This is a genomic window from Natronomonas sp. CBA1123, from assembly GCF_009741925.1.
Classification (GTDB): Archaea; Halobacteriota; Halobacteria; order Halobacteriales; family Haloarculaceae; genus Natronomonas.
Genome location: NZ_WPCC01000020.1, coordinates 36471 through 55739 on the forward strand (window position 1 = coordinate 36471; position 19269 = coordinate 55739).

Below are 19269 nucleotides of genomic sequence, written 5' to 3' on the forward strand. Positions count from 1 at the left end.
GAGACCGTTCTCAGTAACTCCGAACTTTCGGTTCGTACGTCTGGATGTCGCCGTCCAACAGCACGTCGCTGAAGTACAACTCGGGAGAGCCGTCGTTCCACGCGACGAGCGTGTGTTTGAGCCACTCGTCGTCGTCGCGTGCCTGGTGTTCCTGTCGCCAGTGGGCGCCGCGGAACTCCTCGCGGACGAGCGCGCCGAGCGTGATGGTTTCGGCCACGTCGATGAGGTTGCGCGTCTCGATGGTGTGGATGAGGTCGGTGTTGAACGTCCGTGAGGGGTCGGCGACGGCGACGTTCCGGTAACGCTTGCGGCACTCCCGAATCGTCTCCAGCGTCTCGAGGAGCCCCTCGCGGTTCCGGAAGACGTTGACGTGTTCCTCCATCGCGTCCTGGAGGTCCGCCCGGATTTCGGCGTGGTTCGTGCCGTCGCGTTCCAGTAACTCCTCGACGCGAGTGCGGGCGGTCGAGACGGCACGTTCGATGACCGCTTCGGGCGTTTCGGCAGCGTCGGTGCTGCCGTCGGTCGCGACACCCGCGGCATCCGGTTGGCCGAGCGGTACCGCGGCGTCGACGGTTCCGGATTCGGTTCGGGCGTCGGCCCCTGTGGGAATCTCCGCGGATTCGCGCTCGCCCGAGGCGGCGTGACGGCCCGCACGAGCACCGAAGACGATGAGTTCCGGCAGGGCGTTGCCGCCCAGTCGGTTCGAGCCGTGGACGGAGACGCAGGCGCACTCGCCGGCGGCGTAGAGGCCGTCGATGCACGTCTGGCCGTTCTCGTCGGTTTCGATGCCGCCCATCGCGAAGTGCTGGCCCGGCTTGACCGGCATGGGTTCCTCGACGGGGTCGACGCCCTCGAAATCCTTCGCGAGGTGGACGATGTTCTCGAGGCGGTCGTTGATGCGCTCCTCGCCGAGATGCCGCATGTCGAGGTAGACGTACTCGTCGTCGATGCCGCGACCGCCCTGTACTTCGAGGAGTTCCGCCCGCGAGACCACGTCGCGGGAGGCGAGTTCGCCGGCGTTGCTCGCGTAGCCGTACTCGAACATGAACCGCTCGCCCTCGCTGTTGTAGAGGATTCCGCCCTCCCCGCGGACGCCCTCGGAGATAAGCACGCCCGTCGAGGGGAGCGTCGTCGGGTGGAACTGGATGAACTCCATGTCCTCCAGCGGCACGCCGGCTCGGTAGGCCATCGCCGGGCCGTCGCCGGTGTTGGCGACGGCGTTCGTCGTGTGGTTGTACACCTGCCCGAGGCCGCCCGTCGCGAGGACGACGCCGTTTCGGGCGTGAAAGCCCTCGATTTCGCCGGATTTGATGTCGTAGGCGACGACGCCGTGACACGCCCGGTCGTCGGGGTCGGCCTCGCCGCTGACGGCCAACTCCAGGACGTACCGTTCCTCGTACACCTCGATGCCACGTTTGACGACCTGCTCGTACATCGTGTGCAGGAGGTGGTGGCCGGTCTCGGCGCCGGCGTAGGTCGTCCGCGGCGCGGAGTGGCCGGCGAGATATCGCTGGGCGATGCCGCCGTCGTCGTCCCGGGAGAAGGTCATCCCCCAGTGTTCGAGTTGGATGACCTCTTCGGGAGTATCGCGGGCCAGCGTCTCGATTGCAGGGGCGTCGCCGAGATAGTCGGAGCCCTTCATCGTGTCGTAGGCGTGCAGTTCGTCGGAGTCGTCGTCGTGTAGCGAGACGTTGATGCCGCCTTCCGCCGCGCCGGTGTGGGAGCGAACCGGATGCAACTTCGAGACGATGGCGACGTCCGCGCCGGCCTCGTGGGCCGCGATGGCCGCACGGAGACCGGCGCCGCCGCCGCCGACGACGACCACGTCGTGGGAAATCATGTGTGGTTCCTTGGCAACCGCACGACTTTAACGTACGGTCCCGCGGCGAGTAGGGGAGACACCGACCGCGATAGTAATCTCCTTATGTCGTCTCGTGGACTTCGAAGTAGAGTTACTAGCCCATGCAGCACAAAGAGTACGACGTGGTCGTGGTCGGCTGTGGTATCGCCGGTCTCGCCGCCGGCCTCCGTCTCGCCGAGGAGGACACCGACGTGGCGATACTGGAGAAGGCGCCGAAAGAGCACCGCGGCGGCCACACCCAGTTCACCGAATCGTTCCGCATCCCGACGGCCGACATCGACCTCGACGTCGAGTTCAACGTCCCCGATTACACGGCCTCGGACTTCTACTCGGACATCATGAAGGTCACCAACTACCGCGCCGACGAGGACCTCGCGAAGACGGTGACCCGGGAGGCCGCAGAGACCTTCGAGTGGCTGACCCACAAAGGCCTCGAATGGGAGTATCAGGCGCCACACTCCGGGTACACCGCCGGACGCGTCTGGCTCCACGGCGCCGACATGGTGACGGAACTTATCGACATCCTCGAAGACGAGGGCGCCGACGTGTACTACCGGGCGGAGGCCCAGGAGTTGATTCGTTCCGATGACGGCACCGTCACGGGCGTCGAGGGGTTCCTCGAGGGCTCCCGCGTCCGCTTCGAGGGCGACGCCGTCGTCCTCGCTGCGGGCGATTACGGCTCCAGCAAGGAGAAGCGGACCCGATACTACGGCCCCGGCTACGGCAACATGAAGGTCCGCGGCAGTCGGTACAACACCGGCGAGGCAATCGAGGCCGCGATGGACGTCGGCGCCAAATCCGATGGCGAGTGGGGCGACGCCCACATGGCGCTCATCGACGCCGGGTCGCCGGACGTGGAGGGTGGAATCACCCGCATCGACGGCTACCAGTACGGCCTCATCGTCAACCACGACGGCGAACGGTTCGTCGACGAGGGCGAGGATGCCCGTGCTCACACCTACGCGAAGTTCGGCCGCCGCATCTTCGAACAGCCCTACCACGAGGCGTTCATCATCGTCGACTCGAAAGTCGTCGACGACGTGGCCCACATGGGTCCCTCGCGGTCGATGACCGCCGACTCCATCGAGGCGCTGGCCAACCGCCTCGGCATCGAGGACGTCGACCGCGCCGTCGAGACCGTCGAAGCCTACAACGAGGCCTGCGAAGACGACGCCTTCGAGCGGTACGAAGCGAACAGCCTCGACGGCAACGAGGCGACCGACGTGACCCCGCCGAAATCCAACTGGGCGCTCCCCTTGGACGACCCGCCGTACACCGGCTACCCCGTCACCGGCGGGATGACCTTCGCCTTCGGCGGCGTCGGCATCACGCCGGAAGCCGAGGTGCTCGACACGACGGATACGGTCATTCCGGGCCTGTTCGCGGCGGGCAACGCCACCGGCGGCCTCTTCTACAACAACTACCCCGGCGGAACGGGACTGACGAACGCCGCCGTCTTCGGGAAAATCGCCGGCGAGAACGCGGCCGAGTTCGTCAGCGAGTAGTCGGCGCTCGGTAGCTCTTTGTACGCCCGCTTCCCACACCGACTATGCGAGGGATGAACATGAACGACGAGGAGTTGGAGGCGTTTCTCGACGACCAGCGAACGCTGTATTTCGCGACGGTTTCCGAGAACGGCTGGCCCCACGTCGCGCCGGTGGGGTTCGCCCGGCTCGACGACGGCCACTTCTACGTGCTCACCCACCCGAGCCAGCGCAAGAGCAAGAACGTCTTCCACGACAACCGGGTCGGACTCACGCTGGACGTCGGCGAGAGCTACACCTCGCTTCGAGGCGTCTTCGTCCACGGCTACGCGACGGTCGTCACCGACGCCGAGAAACGCTCGAAACTGGAAGACGCGTGGGTCGAGCGGTTCTACGACGGCGAGATTCCCGACGTGGTCAAAAAGGTGTACGCCAAACGCGACGGCTGGATTTGGTTCGACGTCGAACCGGTCCACACCGTCACGTGGGACAACCGGAAACTCGACGCCTCGCGGTTGACCGACGAAGCGGCGCCCGAGGGGATGCCGTTCAGTTACGGCCTGCCCGATGATATGGGCGCGGCGGCACCCGACGACGACTGAGATGTATCGACCTCACAGTTCGTGAGACCACTCGCCGAGAGTCTCGACGAGTCGTGCGGCCCGAATCGCGGTCCGGTCGTCGAACTGCGGGGCGAGCAGTTGGGCGCTCACCGGCAGGCCATCCCGTTCGGCAAAGGGGACCGACACCGCCGGAATCCCCGCGAGGCTGAACTGCTTGGCGATTGTGTACTTGAAGCCGCCTTCGGCGTTCCGCAGTTGGTCGGGTTTCGGCGGCAGCGTCCGCAGCGTCGGCGTGAGAAGCACGTCGAAGCGCTCGAAGCGCTCGGCGAGAGTACGCTTGAACGCGACGACCTGCTGTTGGGCGAGGGCGTAGGCCCGACCATCGGTCGCGGCGTCCAGATACGCCCCCGGGAGCAGGCGTTCGGCGACGTGGTCGGTGAACAGCGAGCCGTCGATGCGGCCGGTCATCTCCGGAAGGGTCGGCACGCCGCCACGGTCGGCGAAGGACTGCCGGAGCAGCCACGCGAACTCGGCACCGGAGATGACCGAGTACGCCTCCTCGATGTCCTCCATTGCGAGGTCGACCGACCCGACGGATACGTCGGGTTCGGCGTCGAGGTCGGCCGCGAGGTCGTCGATAGCCTCAACGACGGGCTCGGAGACGCCGTGCGGGGCGAGGTCGAGAACGCCGATTCGGAGCGAATCGAAGTCCTCGATATTGCGGTCCAGCGGCGGCAGTTCGACGGCGCTGGTCGTCGGGTCCCGAACGTCGGGGCCGCGAATCGCTTCGAGGACGCGGGCTGCCGTTTCCACGTCGCGGGCCAGCGGGCCGATGGTATCAGCCGAGGGAACGTTCTCGACGAAGCCGAACCGGGAGACGAGTCCGTGGGTCGGTTTGATGCCGACCACGCCACAGCAGGCCGCCGGCGACCGGACGCTGCCGCCCGTATCCGAGCCGAGGGCGGCGTCGGCCAATCCGGCGGCGACGGCGACACCAGAGCCGCTGGAAGTGCCGCCCGGAATCCGCTCTGTATCGATAGGGTTCCGCACCCGGCCACGCTCGCTCCACAGGCCGCCGGGGCCGAAGGCGAAAGCGTCCATGTTGGCCTTCCCGAGGAGCGTGCCGCCGGCGTCAAGGAGGCGGTTGACGACCGTCGCGTCGCCCGCTGAGACCGTCTCGAAGGATTGCGAGCCGCAGGTCATGCGTAGTCCCTCGGCGGAGATGTTGTCCTTCAGGACGAACGACAGCCCCGACAGCGGGCCGTCGGCGCGTCGGCGCCGCGGCTCGTCGTAGACGTCGAGGAGGGCGTTGTACTCGTCGTCGGCCCAGTGACCGCGCGGTTCGACCGCCCGCGGCCGGTCCCATCGGTCGGTGTACGACGCCAACTCCTCGGCGTAGCGAAGTGTCGCGGCTTTCGTCTCCTCGTCGACCGAGAGACCGAACTCGTCGATGAGCGTCTCGAGGCGTTGCTCGGCGTCCATGCGGTAGCAACCGACAGGGAGGGCGATAAACCCTCGGGCCCGGCGGCGGATACCGGCAACATACGCCCCCTCAAGAGGGATAATCACCCGACTCCGGAAACGGATAGGACGGAGTTATCAGTCGTGGTAGACACAGCAACGGTCGGCGAGAGAGTGCGTACCGTCTGGAACGATGGCCGGAGTCGGACGCTCGTCGCCATCGCCGGCGGATGGTTCCTCTCGATGGGCGTCCGGCTCACCTACCCCGTGTTGTTGCCGAACCTTCGGGACGCCTACGGCCTGAGCCTCACGGCCGCGGGGGTTCCTGTTGAGCCTGCTGTGGATGGCATACGCCGTCGGACAGCTCCCGGGCGGCATCCTCGCCGACAAGTTCGGCGAGCGGCGCATCCTCGTCGTCAGTACGGTCATCTCGGCGGTCACCATCGCCTTCGTCGCGGCGGCCACCTCGGCGCCGATACTGTTCGGCGCGACGACGCTGTTCGGCCTCGGGACGGCGCTGTACGGCGTCTCGCGGTTCACCGCGCTGTCGGAGATATACCCCGACAAGGACGGCTCGGCCATCGGCGTGACGATGGCGGCCGGCGAGGCCGGCAACGTCGTCATGCCGGCCATCGCGGGCGTCGTCGCCGCCGCCGTCGCGTGGCAACTCGGCTTCGGCATCGCCGTCCCCCTGTTCGCGCTCGTGGGCGTCAGTCTCTGGCTGTTCGTTCCCGAGCGGGCGGCCGACGACGAAAGCGCCATCGACAGCATCTCCGTCGACGCCGTACGCTACATCTTCGAGGAGATTTCCCGACCGTCGATTCTGTTGGTCGGACTCCTGCAAATCCTCGGCTACAGCATCTGGCAGGCGTTCACCGGCTTCTATCCGACGTATCTCATCGAGGTCAAGGAGTTCTCGCCGTCGACCGCCGCGGGGCTGTTCGCGCTGTTCTTCGCCGTCGGCATCCTCGTCCAGCCGCTGTCGGGCAACGCCTACGACCGAATCGGTCTCAACCGGATTCTCCCGATTCTCATGGGACTGACCGCCGTCGGCATGGTCGCCGTGTCGTTCGTTCAGTCGTTCTGGGCCGTCGTCGCCGCCACCGCCGTGTTGAGCAGTCTGCTCGGCCAGGCGACGGTGACGCTGTCGTACATCACGGCGGCGCTGCCGCGGGACATCCGCGGGACGGGACTGGGCGCGATTCGAACCGTCTACATGGGGCTGGGCGCGACGAGTCCACTCCTGTTCGGTGCCTTCGCCGACCGCGGGTTCTTCGACGAGGGGTTCCTCGTGTTGGCCGTCGTCGCGGCGGTGGTCTCGCTTCTCAGCCTCCGCATCCCGGACCGGTAGCCCGCCGAGGGGAGCAACACCTATGCGTCCGGCGGCCGGTTCGAGAGGCATGCGAGCAGTTCGATACCACGAAGCGGGCGACCCGTCCGTACTGAGCGTCGAAGACGTCGACCGACCGACGCCGAAAGCCGACGAGGTTCTGGTCGTCGTCCGGGCGGCCAGCATCAACCCGACCGACGCCAAACGGCGGAAGTGGGGGCCGAAACACCTCCCGAAGACGACAGGGTCGGACTTCGCGGGCGTCGTCGAGTCGGTCGGCGACGACGTGACCGCCTTCGAGGCCGGCGACCGCGTGTGCGGTACTGGCCTCCACACCGACCGCTTCCAGCAGGGGTCGTTCGCGGAGTACGTCGCGGTTCCGACCGACATCGTCGCGACGCTGCCCGAAGAGGTATCTTTCGAAGCCGGCGCCGCGGCCGCACTCGCCGGCGTGACGGCGTGGCGAGCGCTCATCGACCACGCCGGGCTGGAGCCGGCCGAGACCTGCTTCGTCCACGGCGGGACCGGCGGCGTCGGCCACCTCGCAGTGCAGTTGTCGGCGGCGCTCGGCGCCGACACGATGACGACGGTCGGCTCCGAGGACGCCGAACGCGCCGCCACGGCATTCGGCGCCGACACCGTCCTCAGATACGACGACCCCGACCTCCGGGACGCGGTGGACCGGCCGGCAGACGTCGTTCTCGACCACCGCATCGGCGAGTACCTCGGCTTCGACATCGACATCGCGGCCTTCGGCGGCCGCATCGTCCAGTACGCCGGCGAGGACGGCCCTTTCGAGGGGGTACGCGAAGGCCGCGGGAAGAACCTCGCGTTGCACATGATGAACATGTCAAATCTCGCTTCGCGGCCCGATACGCCGCGGATTGCCGAGCCGCTGTCGTCGGTGCTGAAGCTCGTCGCCCGCGGCGACCTCGACCCGCGAATTCACCACCGCTACGAACTCGAGGAGGCCGCCGAGATGCACCGCGCGATTTTGGAGGACAGTTTCGTCGGTAAACTGGTCGTGACGCCCTAAGGGTCGGTCTTGACCGCCCGGTACGCCGCCTCGAAGGCCGCCCGCTCCTCGTCGGCCAGGTCCCACTCGAGTATCTCGCCGACGCCGTCGTCGCCGAGTTCGACCGGCACGCTCAGCGAGACGTCTTCGAAGCCGTACTCGCCGTCCAGCGGCGTCGAGAGACACGCCGGCGTCTCGGCGCGGCCATCGTCGAGTCGGCGGACGATAGCCGCGACGCCGCGAGCGGTGACCCACCGCGAGGAGTCCCGCGCGCCCCGCAGTTTCAACACGTCGTAGGGCACGTCCCGGACGTACTCGACGATAGCTTCGCGTTCGGCTTCCGAGAACTCGACGGGGTCGCCGCCGACGGTCGCCCGCGAGAACAGGGGAACGACGTGTTCGCCGTGTTCGCCGACGATTGGGCAGTACACCTCTCGCGGCGCGCTGTCGGTTCGACGGGCAATTTCGTCGGCGATGCGGGCCGTCTCCGACAGCGAGTAGCCGAGGAAGTGCCGCCGGGGCCACCCCGTCCGACGGTACAGGCGATGGGTGATGCGGTCGACGGGATTCGAAACGACGACGACGGGCGTCGGGGCGGCCTCACCGAGCCATCCCGCGATTTCGTCGGCGATTTCGAGGTTTCGTTCGAGGAAGGTTAGTCTGCCACCGCGGGCATCGCCGCCCTCGGGTCGCGGCGCGCTGGCGGTGACGACGACGCAGTCGGCCGCCTCGGCGAGCGACGGCGAGGCGGCGGCGGCGCGGACGGTGCCGGGTTCCTCGGGGCCGAAGTCGGGGCGGCCGAGGCCGTGGGCGACGTGACGCGTCGAGTGGCGAACGTCGATAGCGTGGCCCTCCGCGGTCTCAGCGTCCGAATCGACGAGCGTGACGGTCGTTTCGGGGTCCTGTACGGACAGCGTGTAGGCGACGGTAGACCCGATGGTCCCTCCGCCACCGACGACGAGGACGTCCATACCCATACCGGGTGAGACACCCACTTGAAGCTACGTGCCGCGTTAGCGTTCGTCCGGCAGTTCGATGACGCCGTCTTCGATGAGCGAATCGATGTCGGCGTCGTCGTAGCCGGAGTCGGCCAACACCTCGCGGCTGTGTTCGCCGAGTCGCGGCGCGTCGAGGCGCTGTTCGGTTTCGATACGGTCGCCGGATAGCGGCGTCTTCACCGTCCGGAGACGCTTTCGCTCGCCGCCGTGGTCGCCCTCGAAGTCGACGAGCATGCCGGTTTCTCTGAGGTGGTCGTCCTCCAGTAACTCGGAAGGCTCATTGACTGGGGCTGCCGGAACACCCGCCTCCAGCAGCGCGTCGACGAGTTCCTCGCGGTTCCAGTCGGCGAGTTCCTCGGCGGCCGCCTCGGTGAGTTCCGATTTGTGGTCCAGTCGGGAGGCGGGCGTCTCGAAGCGCTCGTCGGCCAGCAGGTCCGGTCGGTCGACGGCCTCACAGAACGCCGGCCAGTGGCGGTCAGTGGTGACGCCGACGAAGACCCAGCGGTCCGATTCGTCGGTCTCGAAGACGTCGTACAGCGAGAAGGCGGGGTGTGAAGAGCCGAGCGGCGGGTGGTCGTGGCCGGTCATGTCGGCGTACGTCGCCCAGTAGCCCATCCACTGGGCGGCGGACTCGAACAGTGTGGCGTCGACGAACTGGCCCTCGCCGGTTCGCTCCCGTTCGCGGAGGGCAGTGAGGACGCCGATGACGCCGTACAGCGCCGACCCGATGTCCGCGATTGAGGTGCCGACGCGGACGGGGCCGTCGCCGGGTCGGCCGGTCATGGCGGCGAGGCCGGACATCGCTTCGGCGACCATGTCCATTCCGGGGCGGTCGCCGTAGGGGCCGGGCTGGAACCCCTTGATGGAGAGGTAGACGAGGCCAGCATTCAGTTCGCTGAGGTCGTCGTAGCCGATGCCGAGGCGGTCTGCGACGCCGGGGCCGAGGTTCTCGATGACCACGTCGGCCGCCTCCGCGAGGTCGTGGTAGGCCGCCCGGCCGCGGTCGCTCTGTAAATCCAGCGCAATCGAGCGTTTGTTCCGGTTGAAGGCGTTGACGACGGCTTCGCCGCTTTCGCCCGCGTTGCGCATGATGTCGCCGGAACCGGGGCGTTCGACTTTCACCACGTCGGCGCCCAAATCGGCGAGCAGCAGGCTGGCGAACGGCGCGGAGACGATGTTCCCCAACTCGACGACCGAGACATCGGAGAGCGGTAACGCTTCTCGTTGCGTCATTACCCCGAAAGTGGACCGCACTCGGGCTTAGTTCTACTGGAGGCTGTGCTACGTTTCGGTCTCTACCGCGGCCCGAACGTCGGCGACGAGGGTCTCGAAGTCGGGATTCTCGCCGTCGCGGACCCACCGGTAGACGACCGTGCCGGACTCGTCGACGACGAACACGCTCCGCTCGGCGAGTTCCATCCCGTGGCCGCTCTCGAGAGCCACGTCGTAGCTGTCGACGAGTTCGTGGTCCCAATCCGACAGCATCGGAAAGCCGAGGTCGTGTTCTCGAATCCAGACGTTCTGGGCAAAGGGGAGGTCGACGCTGACGCCGTACACCGTCGCGTCGAGCGCCGCGAAGTCATCGTAGTGGTCTCGGAAGGTGCACATCTCCTCGGTACAGCCGCTCGTGAACGCCGCGGGGTAGAACGCCAACACGACGGGGCCCGCTTCGAGTGCCTCCGAGAGCGACAGCGGTCCGATATCGTCGTACGTCGCCCCGCCGGCTTTCGGGACCGTGAACTGGGGTGCCTGCTCGCCGACAGTGACCATACGCCGTCGTTCGGGTGAGTCGTGATAAGTATTGGCGTAGACTGCCGTCGTCGGGGGCTTCTTTAGGTGTGGGCGTCTCGGTTCGGTATGGCTCGCGTGCCACTGCTCGAACAGGCGGAGTTGCCGGACGACTATCAGTACCTCCTCAGCGAGGACGCGATGGGGGAAATCAACCTCCTCTGTGCGATGGCGAACAACCCCGACGTGCTCCAGTCGTACATGCGCTACGGGACGACGCTGTGGCAGGACGGCGGCCTCGACGGCGACGACCTCGAACGGTGTATCCTCTCGGTCGCCCGCGGTCTCGACGCCGAATACGAGTGGAACCAACACGTCCCAATCGCCCGGAACCTCGGCGTCCCCGACGAGGACATCGAAGCGATTGCGGCGGAGGACTTCGACCACTTCGACGACCGTCGGGCGGCGCTCATCCGGTACGTTCGGGCCGTCGCCGAAGGCGATGTCGACGACGCGACCCACGCCCAGCTGGCCGAACACGTCGACGACGCGACTATCGTCGGGGCGACACAGCTCGCGACGCACTACCTCGCGACGGCGCGGTTCCTCGATGCGCTCGATATCCCGCTTGAGGGCGAGTTCGTCGGCTGGACGCCAAACGAGGAGTAGGCTACGGAATCCGGACGGCGTGCTGTAGCGTTCCGATACCCTCGATTTCTATTTCGACCTCGTCGCCGTCGGCGAGCGGCCCGACGCCCTTCGGTGTTCCCGTCGACACCACGTCGCCGGCTTCGAGGGTGATGTAGGCCGTAATCTCGGCGATGAGTTCCGGCACGGAGAAGATGAGTTCCGACAGCGAACCGTCCTGCTTTTGCTCACCGTTGACCCGCGTTCGGACGAAGGCGTCGTCGGGGACTGCTTCGGGCTCAACGACGACCGGACCGAGGGGGGCGGCGCCGTCGAACCCCTTCCCTCGGACGTAGTTCTGTTCGATGTGTTGATCGTCGCGATTCGAGAGGTCGTTCATGCAGGTGTACCCCTCGACGACGTCCATCGCCTCGCTCTCGTCGACGTTCCGGCACTGTTCGCCGATGACGACGCCGAGTTCGGCCTCGTACTCGATTCGGTCCTTGTCGGCCGGCAGCGTGACCGTAGCGCCGTGGCTCGACACCGTGTTCGGTGGTTTGAAGAACATCCGCGGACGGTCGGGGGGTTCCTTCCCGAGTTCCTCGGCGTGGCCCGCGTAGTTGAGGCCGACACAGACGATTTTCGACGGCTCGGAGGGCGCCAACACGTCTACTTCGTCGGGCGTGTAGCGCTCGCCGCCGAATCGAATCTCGTCCGTGTCGGTCCACGTCCCGCGGCGTACGGCACCGGCTGGGTCCCGAAATCTGACATACCGCATACCCAACCGACCATGTTGATTGTAACCAAGGTTGAGGTACCGGCAATCGACACCGGAGCGGGGGCGGCAGATATGATAAAATTCGTATGTTTAAGACACATATCACACATCATAATATTCGGGGCCCAGAAAGTAATTCGATGAATTCTCTTATTTCCTATTAAAATATTTTTGTTTTTGTTTTTTAATAGCAAAAGAAAATATATTGAGCTGCTTTATACCATATATCTAAACTTAGAGGACTCAGGTATTTCAAATACAAATATATTTGTTATATCTGTATTTTTTATATTTATCGAACCATCGAACCGGAGGCGTTGTCTCGGAGCACAACGCTATTGCTGGTCGTGGGGCGAGTCTCCGGAGTGAAGACCGATCTCTCAGTGGTGGGTGGTATCCTCGGCCGCCTCCCTGAGCCACTGTTTGCAGAATCGGATGAAATCGACGAGGTCGACGGATTGGTCGGCGTCGTAACTGACGACGATGCCGGTGTGTTCGTGGCCGACGTGGAGGACGACGGCCTCCTCGAAGACGTGGACCGTCGACTGTAACGCACCGACCTCCCGAGTTGGTCGTGATACAGTTCCGGTTCGCTCGTCCGCATATCAGTGACGACGTTGGCGGCGACGACGCGTGCCTCGTCGGCGTCGGCGTACCGCTGGCGGATGTCCCGGCGGAAGCGGACGATTCCGTAGTCGACGCTCGCGCCGAGGGAGTACCAGAACGCCAGACGGAGTTCCTTCCCGAACGTTTCCCGACACCGCCGTTTCAGGTCGCGTTGCGTTGCGTCGTCCATGCCCATCCACGCCCCCTGTTGGTGGAGGCGATTGTAAGTGCTTCGTCCGTTTCAGCGGCCATCACCGCGTTTATACGCCTCGGTCACGGAGTTCCGACATGGATATTCTGCCGGACACGAGCGCGGTCATCGACGGCCGCGTGTCGGAGCGCGTCGACGGCGGCTTCGACGGCACCGTCTACATCGCGGAGGCTGTCGTCGGCGAGTTGGAGGCTCAGGCCAACGACGGCCGCGACAGCGGCTGGGAGGGACTCGAAGAGCTCCAGCGACTCGCGGACCTCGCCGACGAGGGGGCGATTACCGTCGAGTACGTCGGCCGCCGGCCCGACGCCGTCGAGAAACGCGAAGCCGGCGAGGGCGAAATCGACGCGCTCATTCGCGATTTGGCGGCCGAACACGACGCGACGCTGTTGACGAGCGACGTGGTCCAAAGCGAGGTCGCGAAGGCGAAGGGGCTGGCCGTCGAGTACGTCGAACCGCGCGAGCGGGACGTCGACACCCTCGCTATCGAGCAGTTCCTCGACGAAAAGACCATGTCGGTCCACCTGAAGACCGGCGTTCGGCCGATGGCGAAACGCGGCTCCATCGGCGAGATGGTGTACGAGAAAATCGGCGACGAGGTGTTGGACGAGGCGACGATGCGGGAGTACGCCGCCGACGTCATCGAGTCCGCACGTGCCTCCTCGGATGGATTCATCGAGTTGTCCCATCCGGGAATGGACATCGTCCAGTTCCGGGATATGCGTATCGCGGTGGCCCAACCGCCCTTCTCCGATGCCATCGAGGTGACGGCGGTCCGTCCCATCGTCAAGACCGACCTCGACGACTACGACAAGGCCGACGACCTCCGGGAGCGGTTCACCGAACGCCAGCGTGGCGTCCTCATCTCCGGGGCACCGGGCGCCGGGAAGTCGACGTTCGCCCAGGCCGTCGCGGAGTTCCTCAACGACTCCGGCTTCGCCGTCAAGACGATGGAGAAACCGCGGGACCTCCAAGTCGGCCCCGAAATCACCCAGTACACCGAGTTGGGCGGGTCGATGGCCAACACCGCCGACTCGCTGCTGATGGTCCGGCCGGACTACACCATCTACGACGAGGTGCGGAAAACGTCGGACTTCGAGACGTTCGCCGACATGCGACTCGCCGGCGTCGGCATGATAGGCGTCGTCCACGCGACGCGCGCCATCGACGCCCTCCAGCGACTCGTCGGCCGCGTCGAGTTGGGGATGATTCCGCAGGTCGTCGACACTGTCGTCTACATCGAGGCCGGACAGGTCCACACCGTCTACGACGTGAAGACCGAGGTGAAAGTCCCCCACGGCCTCGTCGAGGAGGACCTCGCCCGACCCGTCATCGTCATCGAGGACTGGGAGACGGGCGAACCCGCCTACGAGATTTACACGTTCAACCGACAGGTCGTCACCGTGCCCCTCGACGGTGCAGGGGAGGGTGAGGCCGAATCCGGTATCGAGCGTGTCGCCAAACAGGAAATCGAACGCGAGATTCGGTCGGTCGCCCGCGGCCACGTCGAAGTGGAGGTAACCGGCTCGAGCGGGGCTATCGTCTGGGTCGAAGACGACGACATCTCGTACGTCATCGGCAAGGGTGGCGGTCGCATCTCCCAAATCGAAGACCGCCTTGGCATCGACATCGACGTGCGCACCTTCGAGGACAAACCCGGCGGGAAGTCCGTCAGCACGGGCGGCGGAGACGGGTCCGGTCACGCCGGCGAAGTCGTCACCCCCGAGGTGACCAACCGCCACGTCGTCATCCCGCTCGGCAGCCACCAGGGCGAAACCGTCGAGGTCCGTGCCGACGGCGAGTATCTCTTCACCGCGACGGTCTCCCGGGGCGGCGAGATTCAGGTCTCTCGCGGGTCGGCCATCGCCGAGGAACTGGAGGAGGCCATCGACCGCGGCAACCGAATCACGGTCGTCCCGCAGTAACGGCCGGCGCCAGTCGTCCCCGTCTGGGACAGGTTTAAGCCCGAACCCCGCCCCTCTCGGCGCATGCACGAGGTGTTCGAGAACACGGTTCGATTCGAGGAGACCGACGCACAGGGCATCGTCTTCTACGGCAACTACGTCACCTTCCAGGACGAGACGGTGACGGCGTACCTCTCGGCGGTTGGGTACCCCTACGAGGAACTCGAAGCGGCAGACTGGGACGTCCACGTCGTCCACGTCGACCTCGATTACCGCAAGCCAGCGGAGTTCGCCGACACCCTCCAGAACGCGATTCGGGTCGACGCCATCACGGAATCGAGCATCGAGTTCGACTACGAATGTCGCCGCGACGGCGAGGTGTTGGCTGAAGGCAGCGTCGTCCACGTCGCCGTCGACGAGTCGGGCGCGCCGACGCGGGTCCCCGAGGCGTTCCGCGATGCCGTCGTCGCGTTTCAAGAGGACCCGCCGGACCCGGTGTAGGCGGCACCTTCTTTTCGCTCGGCACGAAGGAACTGGTATGCCAGGGGCCCCCGACATCGTCGACCGATTGGCGGAGAACCTCATGAGTCTCGGCGTCTACGTCGAGCGGGGCGCCCGCGAAGACGACACGGTCCACGTCGAGTACGAAACGGCCGCCGATGGCCTCGTGCAGAACGACATCGGCAACGTCTGTGTCGAGGTGGTCGACGCCCACGGCGAGGGATGGGAACCGCGGAACTGCCACTTCTGGGCCTTCGACACCGACGGCGGCTTCCACGGCGAGTGGGAGCTCCGTGCGGGGTGGCTCCGAGCGCTCGACAACGGCAACATCTCCGAGACCGACTTCTCGACGCTGGTCCTCTCGACGCGAGAGCCGGCCGATGACCCGCCGGCGACGGTGCCGGCGTGGGACGCCGACGCCGAGTCCGCGCGGTGACCGAGCGCCTTCGCCGCCGATTGCTCGACGCCCACCGTCCGACACTCGGGACGGTGTTCGACTGCGCCGACGCGGTCGCGGCGTCGTTCGACGGCGGCACGACGACGGAGCGCGAGCGCGTCGTACCGCCGTTCCGAACCGTTTTGCGGGAGGCCGACGCACTTGAGGCGCTCGTCGGCGCGTGGGCGGAGAGTCTCTCACACGCCGGCTACGAACTGCCAGCACGGCCGGTCGCCGAACCGCCGTACGTCGTCGTCACGTCGGTCGGCGTCGTCCTGCGGGCGACCGTCTCGGAGGGCCGCCTCGTCGCGACGCTCCGGACGTTCGATGTCGACCCCTACGAGCGCGCTGGCACGCTCCCGGAGGCCCTGACCGTCGAACACCGCGGCCGGTAGTCAGGCCGTCTCCGTGCTGGTGGCGAGCAGCAACGAGGGGTAGTCGGCCGTGATGGCGTCGACGCCCGCCTCGGCGAACCGCTGGGCGTCGTGCCACGTCTCCGCGGTCCAGCCGGCGATTTCGAGACCGGCGTCGTGGCTCGCCGCCACGAGGTCGAAGGCGGGCGTCGGTCCCCGGTACTCACCGACGATGGCATCGCTGCCCGCGTGAATCCCATCACAGCCGTGTTCGACGGCGAACTCCAGGGTCGTCTCGGCGTTGGCGGCGACACAGATGGGCGCCGTCTCGTGGTCGTACTCGGACGCGACGGCGACGGCGGCCTCACAGAAGGAGGCCAACCGCACGTCGAGGTCGGTGTCCGTCTCGGCAATCGAGTCGGTGACGCGCTCGACGAACGGGACCCAGTGTTCTCGGGCGGCATCTAGCTCCGTCGGCGTGAGGTGTGCGCCGGGCCGGACGTTCGGCGTTCCGGGGTTCTTCAACTCGACTGTCAGGGAAGTGCCGTCGGGAAGCGCCGCGAGTACGTCTTCGAAGGGCGGGACGGTCCACCCGCTGTCGAGGACTTCGGCGCTCGTGACCGTCTCGGTGGGCAGCTCCCAGACGACGCCCTCGGCGTCGGTCAGTCCCGGCGACCCGTCGTTCCGCTGTCCGAGGCGGGTATCGTGGAAGACGACGGGGTCGCCGTCGGCGGTGGCGTGGAGGTCGATTTCGACGCCATCACAGCGCGGGTGTGTCGCCGCCGCGAGGGCGGCACCGACGGTGTTCTCCGGAAACGCCCCGCCGAACCCCCGGTGGGCGATGACGCGCGGGTCGGGTGACATATCCGGTAGTCACCCGCCGTCGACAAGAAGGTACGCCGACGGCGAACGGTCAGCCGTTAGCGAGGGTTTATGTCGAGTGCTACCATCGTACGAGTATGCGCTTCGAGAACGATACGGTGTTCATCACTGGCGCCGGTTCGGGAATCGGTCGGGCGACCGCGGTTTCGGTCGCCGAAGAGGGCGGGTTCGTCGTGGCGACGGACATCAACGAGGACGGCGGCAAGCAGACCGTCGATGCAGTCGAGGAGGCGGGCGGTGAGGCCGTCTTCCACGAACTCGACGTGACCGACGCCGAGGCGTTCGAGGCCGTCGTCGAGACGGCTGTCGAGGAGTACGGACTGGACGCGCTGGTCAACAACGCCGGCGTCGGCCACCCGCCGGCGTACACCGAGGACGTCACCGACACGATGTTCGACTACGTGATGGACGTGAACCTGCGCGGCGTCTGGCACGGCTGTCAGGCCGCCCTGCCGCACTTCAAGGAACAGGAGTCGGGTGCCATCGTCAACGTCGGCTCCCTCGCCTCCTTCCTCGGCCTGCCGAAGCAGGCCGTCTACTCGCTGACGAAGGGCGCGGTGCTGAACCTGACCCGCGCGGTCGCCGCCGAGGCAGGTTCGAAGGGCGTCCGCGCCAACGCCGTCTGTCCGGGCTTCATCGAGACGCCGCTCGGAAACCAGTACTTCGACTCGAAGGATGACCCCGAGGCGGCCAAACAGCAGGCCGCCCAGCAGTACCCGCTGAAGCGACTGGGCGAGCCCGAGGAGGTCGCCGACGCCATCTCCTTCTTGCTGTCCGACGAGGCCTCCTTCGTCACGGGTCACGGACTCGTCGTCGACGGCGGCTTCTCGGTGAGTTAATCGCCGGCTTCGAGCGTATTATTGTTTCCAAACCCGTACCGACGGGTATGGAATTCAGCCTTCCGGTCAGCCTCGGCGTACTGCTCGCGGTCATCGTCGTCGGCGTCGCCGGCCTCGTCGGCGGAGATATGATGCCGCTCCGGACGACGCTGATGATGGTCGCGCCGTCGATGGCCGTCTTCGGTCTGCTGGCATTCGGATTGGGCGTCAAACACGGCGAGTTCCGCACCGCTTAGGCCACCGCTTGCTCGAACTCCTCGCCGAAGGCGAGAAAGAGGGCGAGGCCGACGAGACCGACTGCGGTCGCCGTCCCGAAGGCCGCCTCCGGCGAGAACGCGTAGATAGCGCCGCCGATGGCCGCGGAGGGAACGACGACGACGTTTCTGAGGAGGTAGTACGTTCCCGTGACGCGGCCGCCGCTGCCGGCCTCTGCGGGGCCGACGACGAGCGCCTTGTGCGCCGGCAGGCCGGCGAATCGGAGCCCCGAGAACGCGAACAGCGCCGCGAGGACCGCGGCGTTCGGCGGCGCGTAGATGAGTAAGACGGGGAAGACGGCGTAGACGGCGAAGCCCAATGCGACGACGGGCTTGAGACCGACCCGCCGGGAGAGCCGCGAGACGGGCACCATCACCAGCAACGCGACGGCCATCTCGACGGCCAACAGGACGCCGAAGTAGGCGTCGGGCGACAGGTGGCCGACGAGAGGCACCGTGGCGCCGACTTCGAGGAACTCCGTGACGACGATGACGAAGAACACGTACACCATCCCGTTGGCGAAGCGGACGAGGGTGTCGCCGACCAGAAGCGGCCGGAGTTCCTCAGGCATCGACCGGAGGTCCTCGATGACCGTCGAGACGCCGCCGAAGGACTTCCCCAGCGTGTCCTCGGAAGCGTCATAGAGGACGTACTGGAGGAGCGTCGCGGCCAGTCCGAACGCCGCGGCGACCGCAAGGATGACGCGAAAGCCGGTCTCGAAGGCGAAGACGGTGAGGACGCCCGCCGCCAGAAGCGGGCCGAGCAGAAACGCCAGCCGTCGGAACGTCTCGGTGCTGGCAAACCCCGTCGCCAACTGGTCGGGAGTGACGGCCTGCTTGACGATGGCGAACGTCGCGCCCAGGCCGAGTGATTTCCACGCCTGCGCGAAGACGAGGCCGAGGAAGATGCCGACCGGGAGGACAGCGGGGTCGAGCCAGCCGACGACGATTCGGTAGCCGGCGAGGTCGACGGTCGTCCCGACTGCCGGAACGGTGAGCGTGCCGAAGGATTCGGCGAACAGCCACACGAGAAAGCCGGCCGTCGAGGCCAGTCCGAACAGCGTCAGAGCGAGGCGCGAACCGATACGGTCCGAGAGCGCCCCGCCCGGATACGGGTACACTGCCGAGACGAGGTTTCCGAACGTTCCGAACAGGCCGATTGCGACCGCACCCGCCCCGAGGACGGACATGTATCGCGGGACGTACCGACTCGTCATCTGAAAGCCGAGGCTGAACGCGAACATCGCAACGGAGAGGACGAGCACGTCGCCTTCGAGTGCGAAGAACTGCCTGAGAAGCGACCGCAAGCCGCCGTCGGCGTCGTCCATACCGACCTATCGAATCCCGACCGAAATGAAACGGCCGGTCAGCGCCGGCGGAACAGCACGCCCAACGCGAGCAAGGCGGCGACGCCGACGCCGACACCGAAGCCCGGCCC

20 protein-coding genes and 1 pseudogene are annotated in these 19269 nt (G+C 66.4%); 12 read left to right on the forward strand and 9 right to left on the reverse strand.

The features are described from left to right. Positions 1–10: 10 nt before the first annotated feature. Complete coding sequence (locus tag GJ631_RS10450; protein WP_156709101.1) at positions 11–1840, reverse strand: FAD-binding protein; 1830 nt, start codon at positions 1838–1840, stop codon at positions 11–13. Positions 1841–1962: 122 nt separating this feature from the next. Between GJ631_RS10450 and tcuA the strand changes: the two genes are divergently transcribed. Together tcuA and GJ631_RS10460 are read left to right on the forward strand one after the other, a co-directional pair. Further along, a complete protein-coding gene (gene tcuA / locus GJ631_RS10455) occupies positions 1963–3366 on the forward strand; it encodes an FAD-dependent tricarballylate dehydrogenase TcuA (RefSeq protein ID WP_156709102.1) in 1404 nt (467 codons plus the stop codon). 59 nt (positions 3367–3425) lie between these two features. Beyond that, positions 3426–3947 carry a pyridoxamine 5'-phosphate oxidase family protein gene (locus tag GJ631_RS10460; RefSeq protein ID WP_231753951.1) on the forward strand — a complete coding sequence of 174 codons (522 nt, stop codon included), beginning with the start codon at positions 3426–3428 and terminating at the stop codon, positions 3945–3947. 12 nt (positions 3948–3959) lie between these two features. Here GJ631_RS10460 and GJ631_RS10465 read toward each other — a convergent pair whose 3' ends face one another. Then, entirely contained in the window at positions 3960–5390 is a 1431-nt protein-coding gene (locus tag GJ631_RS10465) for an amidase (protein WP_156709103.1), read from the reverse strand. A 222-nt stretch (positions 5391–5612) separates the two neighbouring features. Here GJ631_RS10465 and GJ631_RS10470 point away from each other — a divergent pair. Beyond that, positions 5613–6720, forward strand: a pseudogene (locus GJ631_RS10470) (nitrate/nitrite transporter). A 49-nt stretch (positions 6721–6769) separates the two neighbouring features. Continuing rightward, the gene (locus tag GJ631_RS10475) at positions 6770–7735 is read left to right on the forward strand and encodes an NADPH:quinone reductase (protein ID WP_156709104.1); all 966 of its coding nucleotides are present in this window, start codon (positions 6770–6772) and stop codon (positions 7733–7735) included. Here the strand turns inward: GJ631_RS10475 and GJ631_RS10480 are convergent. From GJ631_RS10480 to GJ631_RS10490, 3 genes are read right to left on the reverse strand one after another with little or no spacing between them, the layout of a single operon-like run. After that, positions 7732–8685 (reverse strand): malate dehydrogenase, encoded by a 954-nt coding sequence (locus GJ631_RS10480; protein WP_156709105.1) that lies wholly within the window; start codon positions 8683–8685, stop codon positions 7732–7734. The genes GJ631_RS10475 and GJ631_RS10480 overlap by 4 nt on opposite strands. Positions 8686–8727: 42 nt before the next feature. After that, positions 8728–9945, reverse strand: coding sequence for a CaiB/BaiF CoA-transferase family protein (locus GJ631_RS10485; protein WP_156709106.1), 1218 nt, complete (start codon positions 9943–9945; stop codon positions 8728–8730). A 48-nt stretch (positions 9946–9993) separates the two neighbouring features. Then, on the reverse strand, positions 9994–10482 hold the full coding sequence (locus GJ631_RS10490; protein ID WP_156709107.1) for a redoxin domain-containing protein: 489 nt from the start codon (positions 10480–10482) through the stop codon (positions 9994–9996). 87 nt (positions 10483–10569) lie between these two features. Here GJ631_RS10490 and GJ631_RS10495 point away from each other — a divergent pair, with 87 nt between their 5' ends. Then, positions 10570–11109 carry a carboxymuconolactone decarboxylase family protein gene (locus tag GJ631_RS10495; RefSeq protein WP_156709108.1) on the forward strand — a complete coding sequence of 180 codons (540 nt, stop codon included), beginning with the start codon at positions 10570–10572 and terminating at the stop codon, positions 11107–11109. Position 11110: 1 nt separating this feature from the next. Here GJ631_RS10495 and GJ631_RS10500 read toward each other — a convergent pair whose 3' ends face one another. Next, the gene (locus tag GJ631_RS10500) at positions 11111–11845 is read right to left on the reverse strand and encodes a fumarylacetoacetate hydrolase family protein (RefSeq protein ID WP_156709109.1); all 735 of its coding nucleotides are present in this window, start codon (positions 11843–11845) and stop codon (positions 11111–11113) included. Positions 11846–12210: 365 nt separating this feature from the next. On the opposite strand from GJ631_RS10500, the gene GJ631_RS10505 reads away from it, so the two are divergent. The 5 genes from GJ631_RS10505 to GJ631_RS10525 all read left to right on the forward strand — a co-directional run bounded on the left by GJ631_RS10505 (position 12211) and on the right by GJ631_RS10525 (position 15898). Beyond that, complete coding sequence (locus GJ631_RS10505; RefSeq protein WP_156709110.1) at positions 12211–12396, forward strand: hypothetical protein; 186 nt, start codon at positions 12211–12213, stop codon at positions 12394–12396. Positions 12397–12739: 343 nt separating this feature from the next. Then, on the forward strand, positions 12740–14587 hold the full coding sequence (locus GJ631_RS10510; RefSeq protein ID WP_156709111.1) for a PINc/VapC family ATPase: 1848 nt from the start codon (positions 12740–12742) through the stop codon (positions 14585–14587). A gap of 63 nt (positions 14588–14650) precedes the next feature. Continuing rightward, a complete protein-coding gene (locus GJ631_RS10515; RefSeq protein ID WP_156709112.1) occupies positions 14651–15067 on the forward strand; it encodes a thioesterase family protein in 417 nt (138 codons plus the stop codon). Between the two features lie 37 nt (positions 15068–15104). Beyond that, a complete protein-coding gene (locus GJ631_RS10520) occupies positions 15105–15503 on the forward strand; it encodes a hypothetical protein (protein ID WP_156709113.1) in 399 nt (132 codons plus the stop codon). Next, positions 15500–15898, forward strand: a complete 399-nt coding sequence (locus GJ631_RS10525; protein WP_370518639.1) for a hypothetical protein — start codon at positions 15500–15502, stop codon at positions 15896–15898. The genes GJ631_RS10520 and GJ631_RS10525 overlap by 4 nt, the downstream gene beginning before the upstream one ends. Here GJ631_RS10525 and GJ631_RS10530 read toward each other — a convergent pair whose 3' ends face one another. Further along, the gene (locus GJ631_RS10530; protein ID WP_156709114.1) at positions 15899–16720 is read right to left on the reverse strand and encodes a glycerophosphodiester phosphodiesterase; all 822 of its coding nucleotides are present in this window, start codon (positions 16718–16720) and stop codon (positions 15899–15901) included. Positions 16721–16815: 95 nt separating this feature from the next. On the opposite strand from GJ631_RS10530, the gene GJ631_RS10535 reads away from it, so the two are divergent. Continuing rightward, on the forward strand, positions 16816–17577 hold the full coding sequence (locus tag GJ631_RS10535; protein ID WP_156709115.1) for an SDR family NAD(P)-dependent oxidoreductase: 762 nt from the start codon (positions 16816–16818) through the stop codon (positions 17575–17577). Between the two features lie 47 nt (positions 17578–17624). Further along, complete coding sequence (locus GJ631_RS10540; RefSeq protein ID WP_156709116.1) at positions 17625–17813, forward strand: hypothetical protein; 189 nt, start codon at positions 17625–17627, stop codon at positions 17811–17813. Here the strand turns inward: GJ631_RS10540 and GJ631_RS10545 are convergent. Both GJ631_RS10545 and GJ631_RS19475 read right to left on the reverse strand, forming a co-directional pair. Next, entirely contained in the window at positions 17810–19159 is a 1350-nt protein-coding gene (locus GJ631_RS10545; protein ID WP_156709117.1) for an MFS transporter, read from the reverse strand. The two genes, GJ631_RS10540 and GJ631_RS10545, sit on opposite strands and share 4 nt — an antisense overlap. A 38-nt stretch (positions 19160–19197) precedes the next feature. After that, the coding region (locus GJ631_RS19475) for a PGF-CTERM sorting domain-containing protein (RefSeq protein WP_156709123.1) at positions 19198–19269 on the reverse strand (72 nt) is incomplete at its 5' end.

What these genes read in the sequence shown, in the direction of transcription:
- GJ631_RS10450 (WP_156709101.1), bottom strand. Translation starts at nt 1,840, where the DNA reads ATGATTTCCCACGACGTGGTCGTCGTCGGCGGCGGCGGCGCCGGTCTC.
- tcuA (WP_156709102.1), top strand. Translation starts at nt 1,963, where the DNA reads ATGCAGCACAAAGAGTACGACGTGGTCGTGGTCGGCTGTGGTATCGCC.
- GJ631_RS10460 (WP_231753951.1), top strand. Translation starts at nt 3,426, where the DNA reads ATGAACGACGAGGAGTTGGAGGCGTTTCTCGACGACCAGCGAACGCTG.
- GJ631_RS10465 (WP_156709103.1), bottom strand. Translation starts at nt 5,390, where the DNA reads ATGGACGCCGAGCAACGCCTCGAGACGCTCATCGACGAGTTCGGTCTC.
- GJ631_RS10475 (WP_156709104.1), top strand. Translation starts at nt 6,770, where the DNA reads ATGCGAGCAGTTCGATACCACGAAGCGGGCGACCCGTCCGTACTGAGC.
- GJ631_RS10480 (WP_156709105.1), bottom strand. Translation starts at nt 8,685, where the DNA reads ATGGACGTCCTCGTCGTCGGTGGCGGAGGGACCATCGGGTCTACCGTC.
- GJ631_RS10485 (WP_156709106.1), bottom strand. Translation starts at nt 9,945, where the DNA reads ATGACGCAACGAGAAGCGTTACCGCTCTCCGATGTCTCGGTCGTCGAG.
- GJ631_RS10490 (WP_156709107.1), bottom strand. Translation starts at nt 10,482, where the DNA reads ATGGTCACTGTCGGCGAGCAGGCACCCCAGTTCACGGTCCCGAAAGCC.
- GJ631_RS10495 (WP_156709108.1), top strand. Translation starts at nt 10,570, where the DNA reads ATGGCTCGCGTGCCACTGCTCGAACAGGCGGAGTTGCCGGACGACTAT.
- GJ631_RS10500 (WP_156709109.1), bottom strand. Translation starts at nt 11,845, where the DNA reads ATGCGGTATGTCAGATTTCGGGACCCAGCCGGTGCCGTACGCCGCGGG.
- GJ631_RS10510 (WP_156709111.1), top strand. Translation starts at nt 12,740, where the DNA reads ATGGATATTCTGCCGGACACGAGCGCGGTCATCGACGGCCGCGTGTCG.
- GJ631_RS10515 (WP_156709112.1), top strand. Translation starts at nt 14,651, where the DNA reads ATGCACGAGGTGTTCGAGAACACGGTTCGATTCGAGGAGACCGACGCA.
- GJ631_RS10520 (WP_156709113.1), top strand. Translation starts at nt 15,105, where the DNA reads ATGCCAGGGGCCCCCGACATCGTCGACCGATTGGCGGAGAACCTCATG.
- GJ631_RS10530 (WP_156709114.1), bottom strand. Translation starts at nt 16,720, where the DNA reads ATGTCACCCGACCCGCGCGTCATCGCCCACCGGGGGTTCGGCGGGGCG.
- GJ631_RS10535 (WP_156709115.1), top strand. Translation starts at nt 16,816, where the DNA reads ATGCGCTTCGAGAACGATACGGTGTTCATCACTGGCGCCGGTTCGGGA.
- GJ631_RS10540 (WP_156709116.1), top strand. Translation starts at nt 17,625, where the DNA reads ATGGAATTCAGCCTTCCGGTCAGCCTCGGCGTACTGCTCGCGGTCATC.
- GJ631_RS10545 (WP_156709117.1), bottom strand. Translation starts at nt 19,159, where the DNA reads ATGGACGACGCCGACGGCGGCTTGCGGTCGCTTCTCAGGCAGTTCTTC.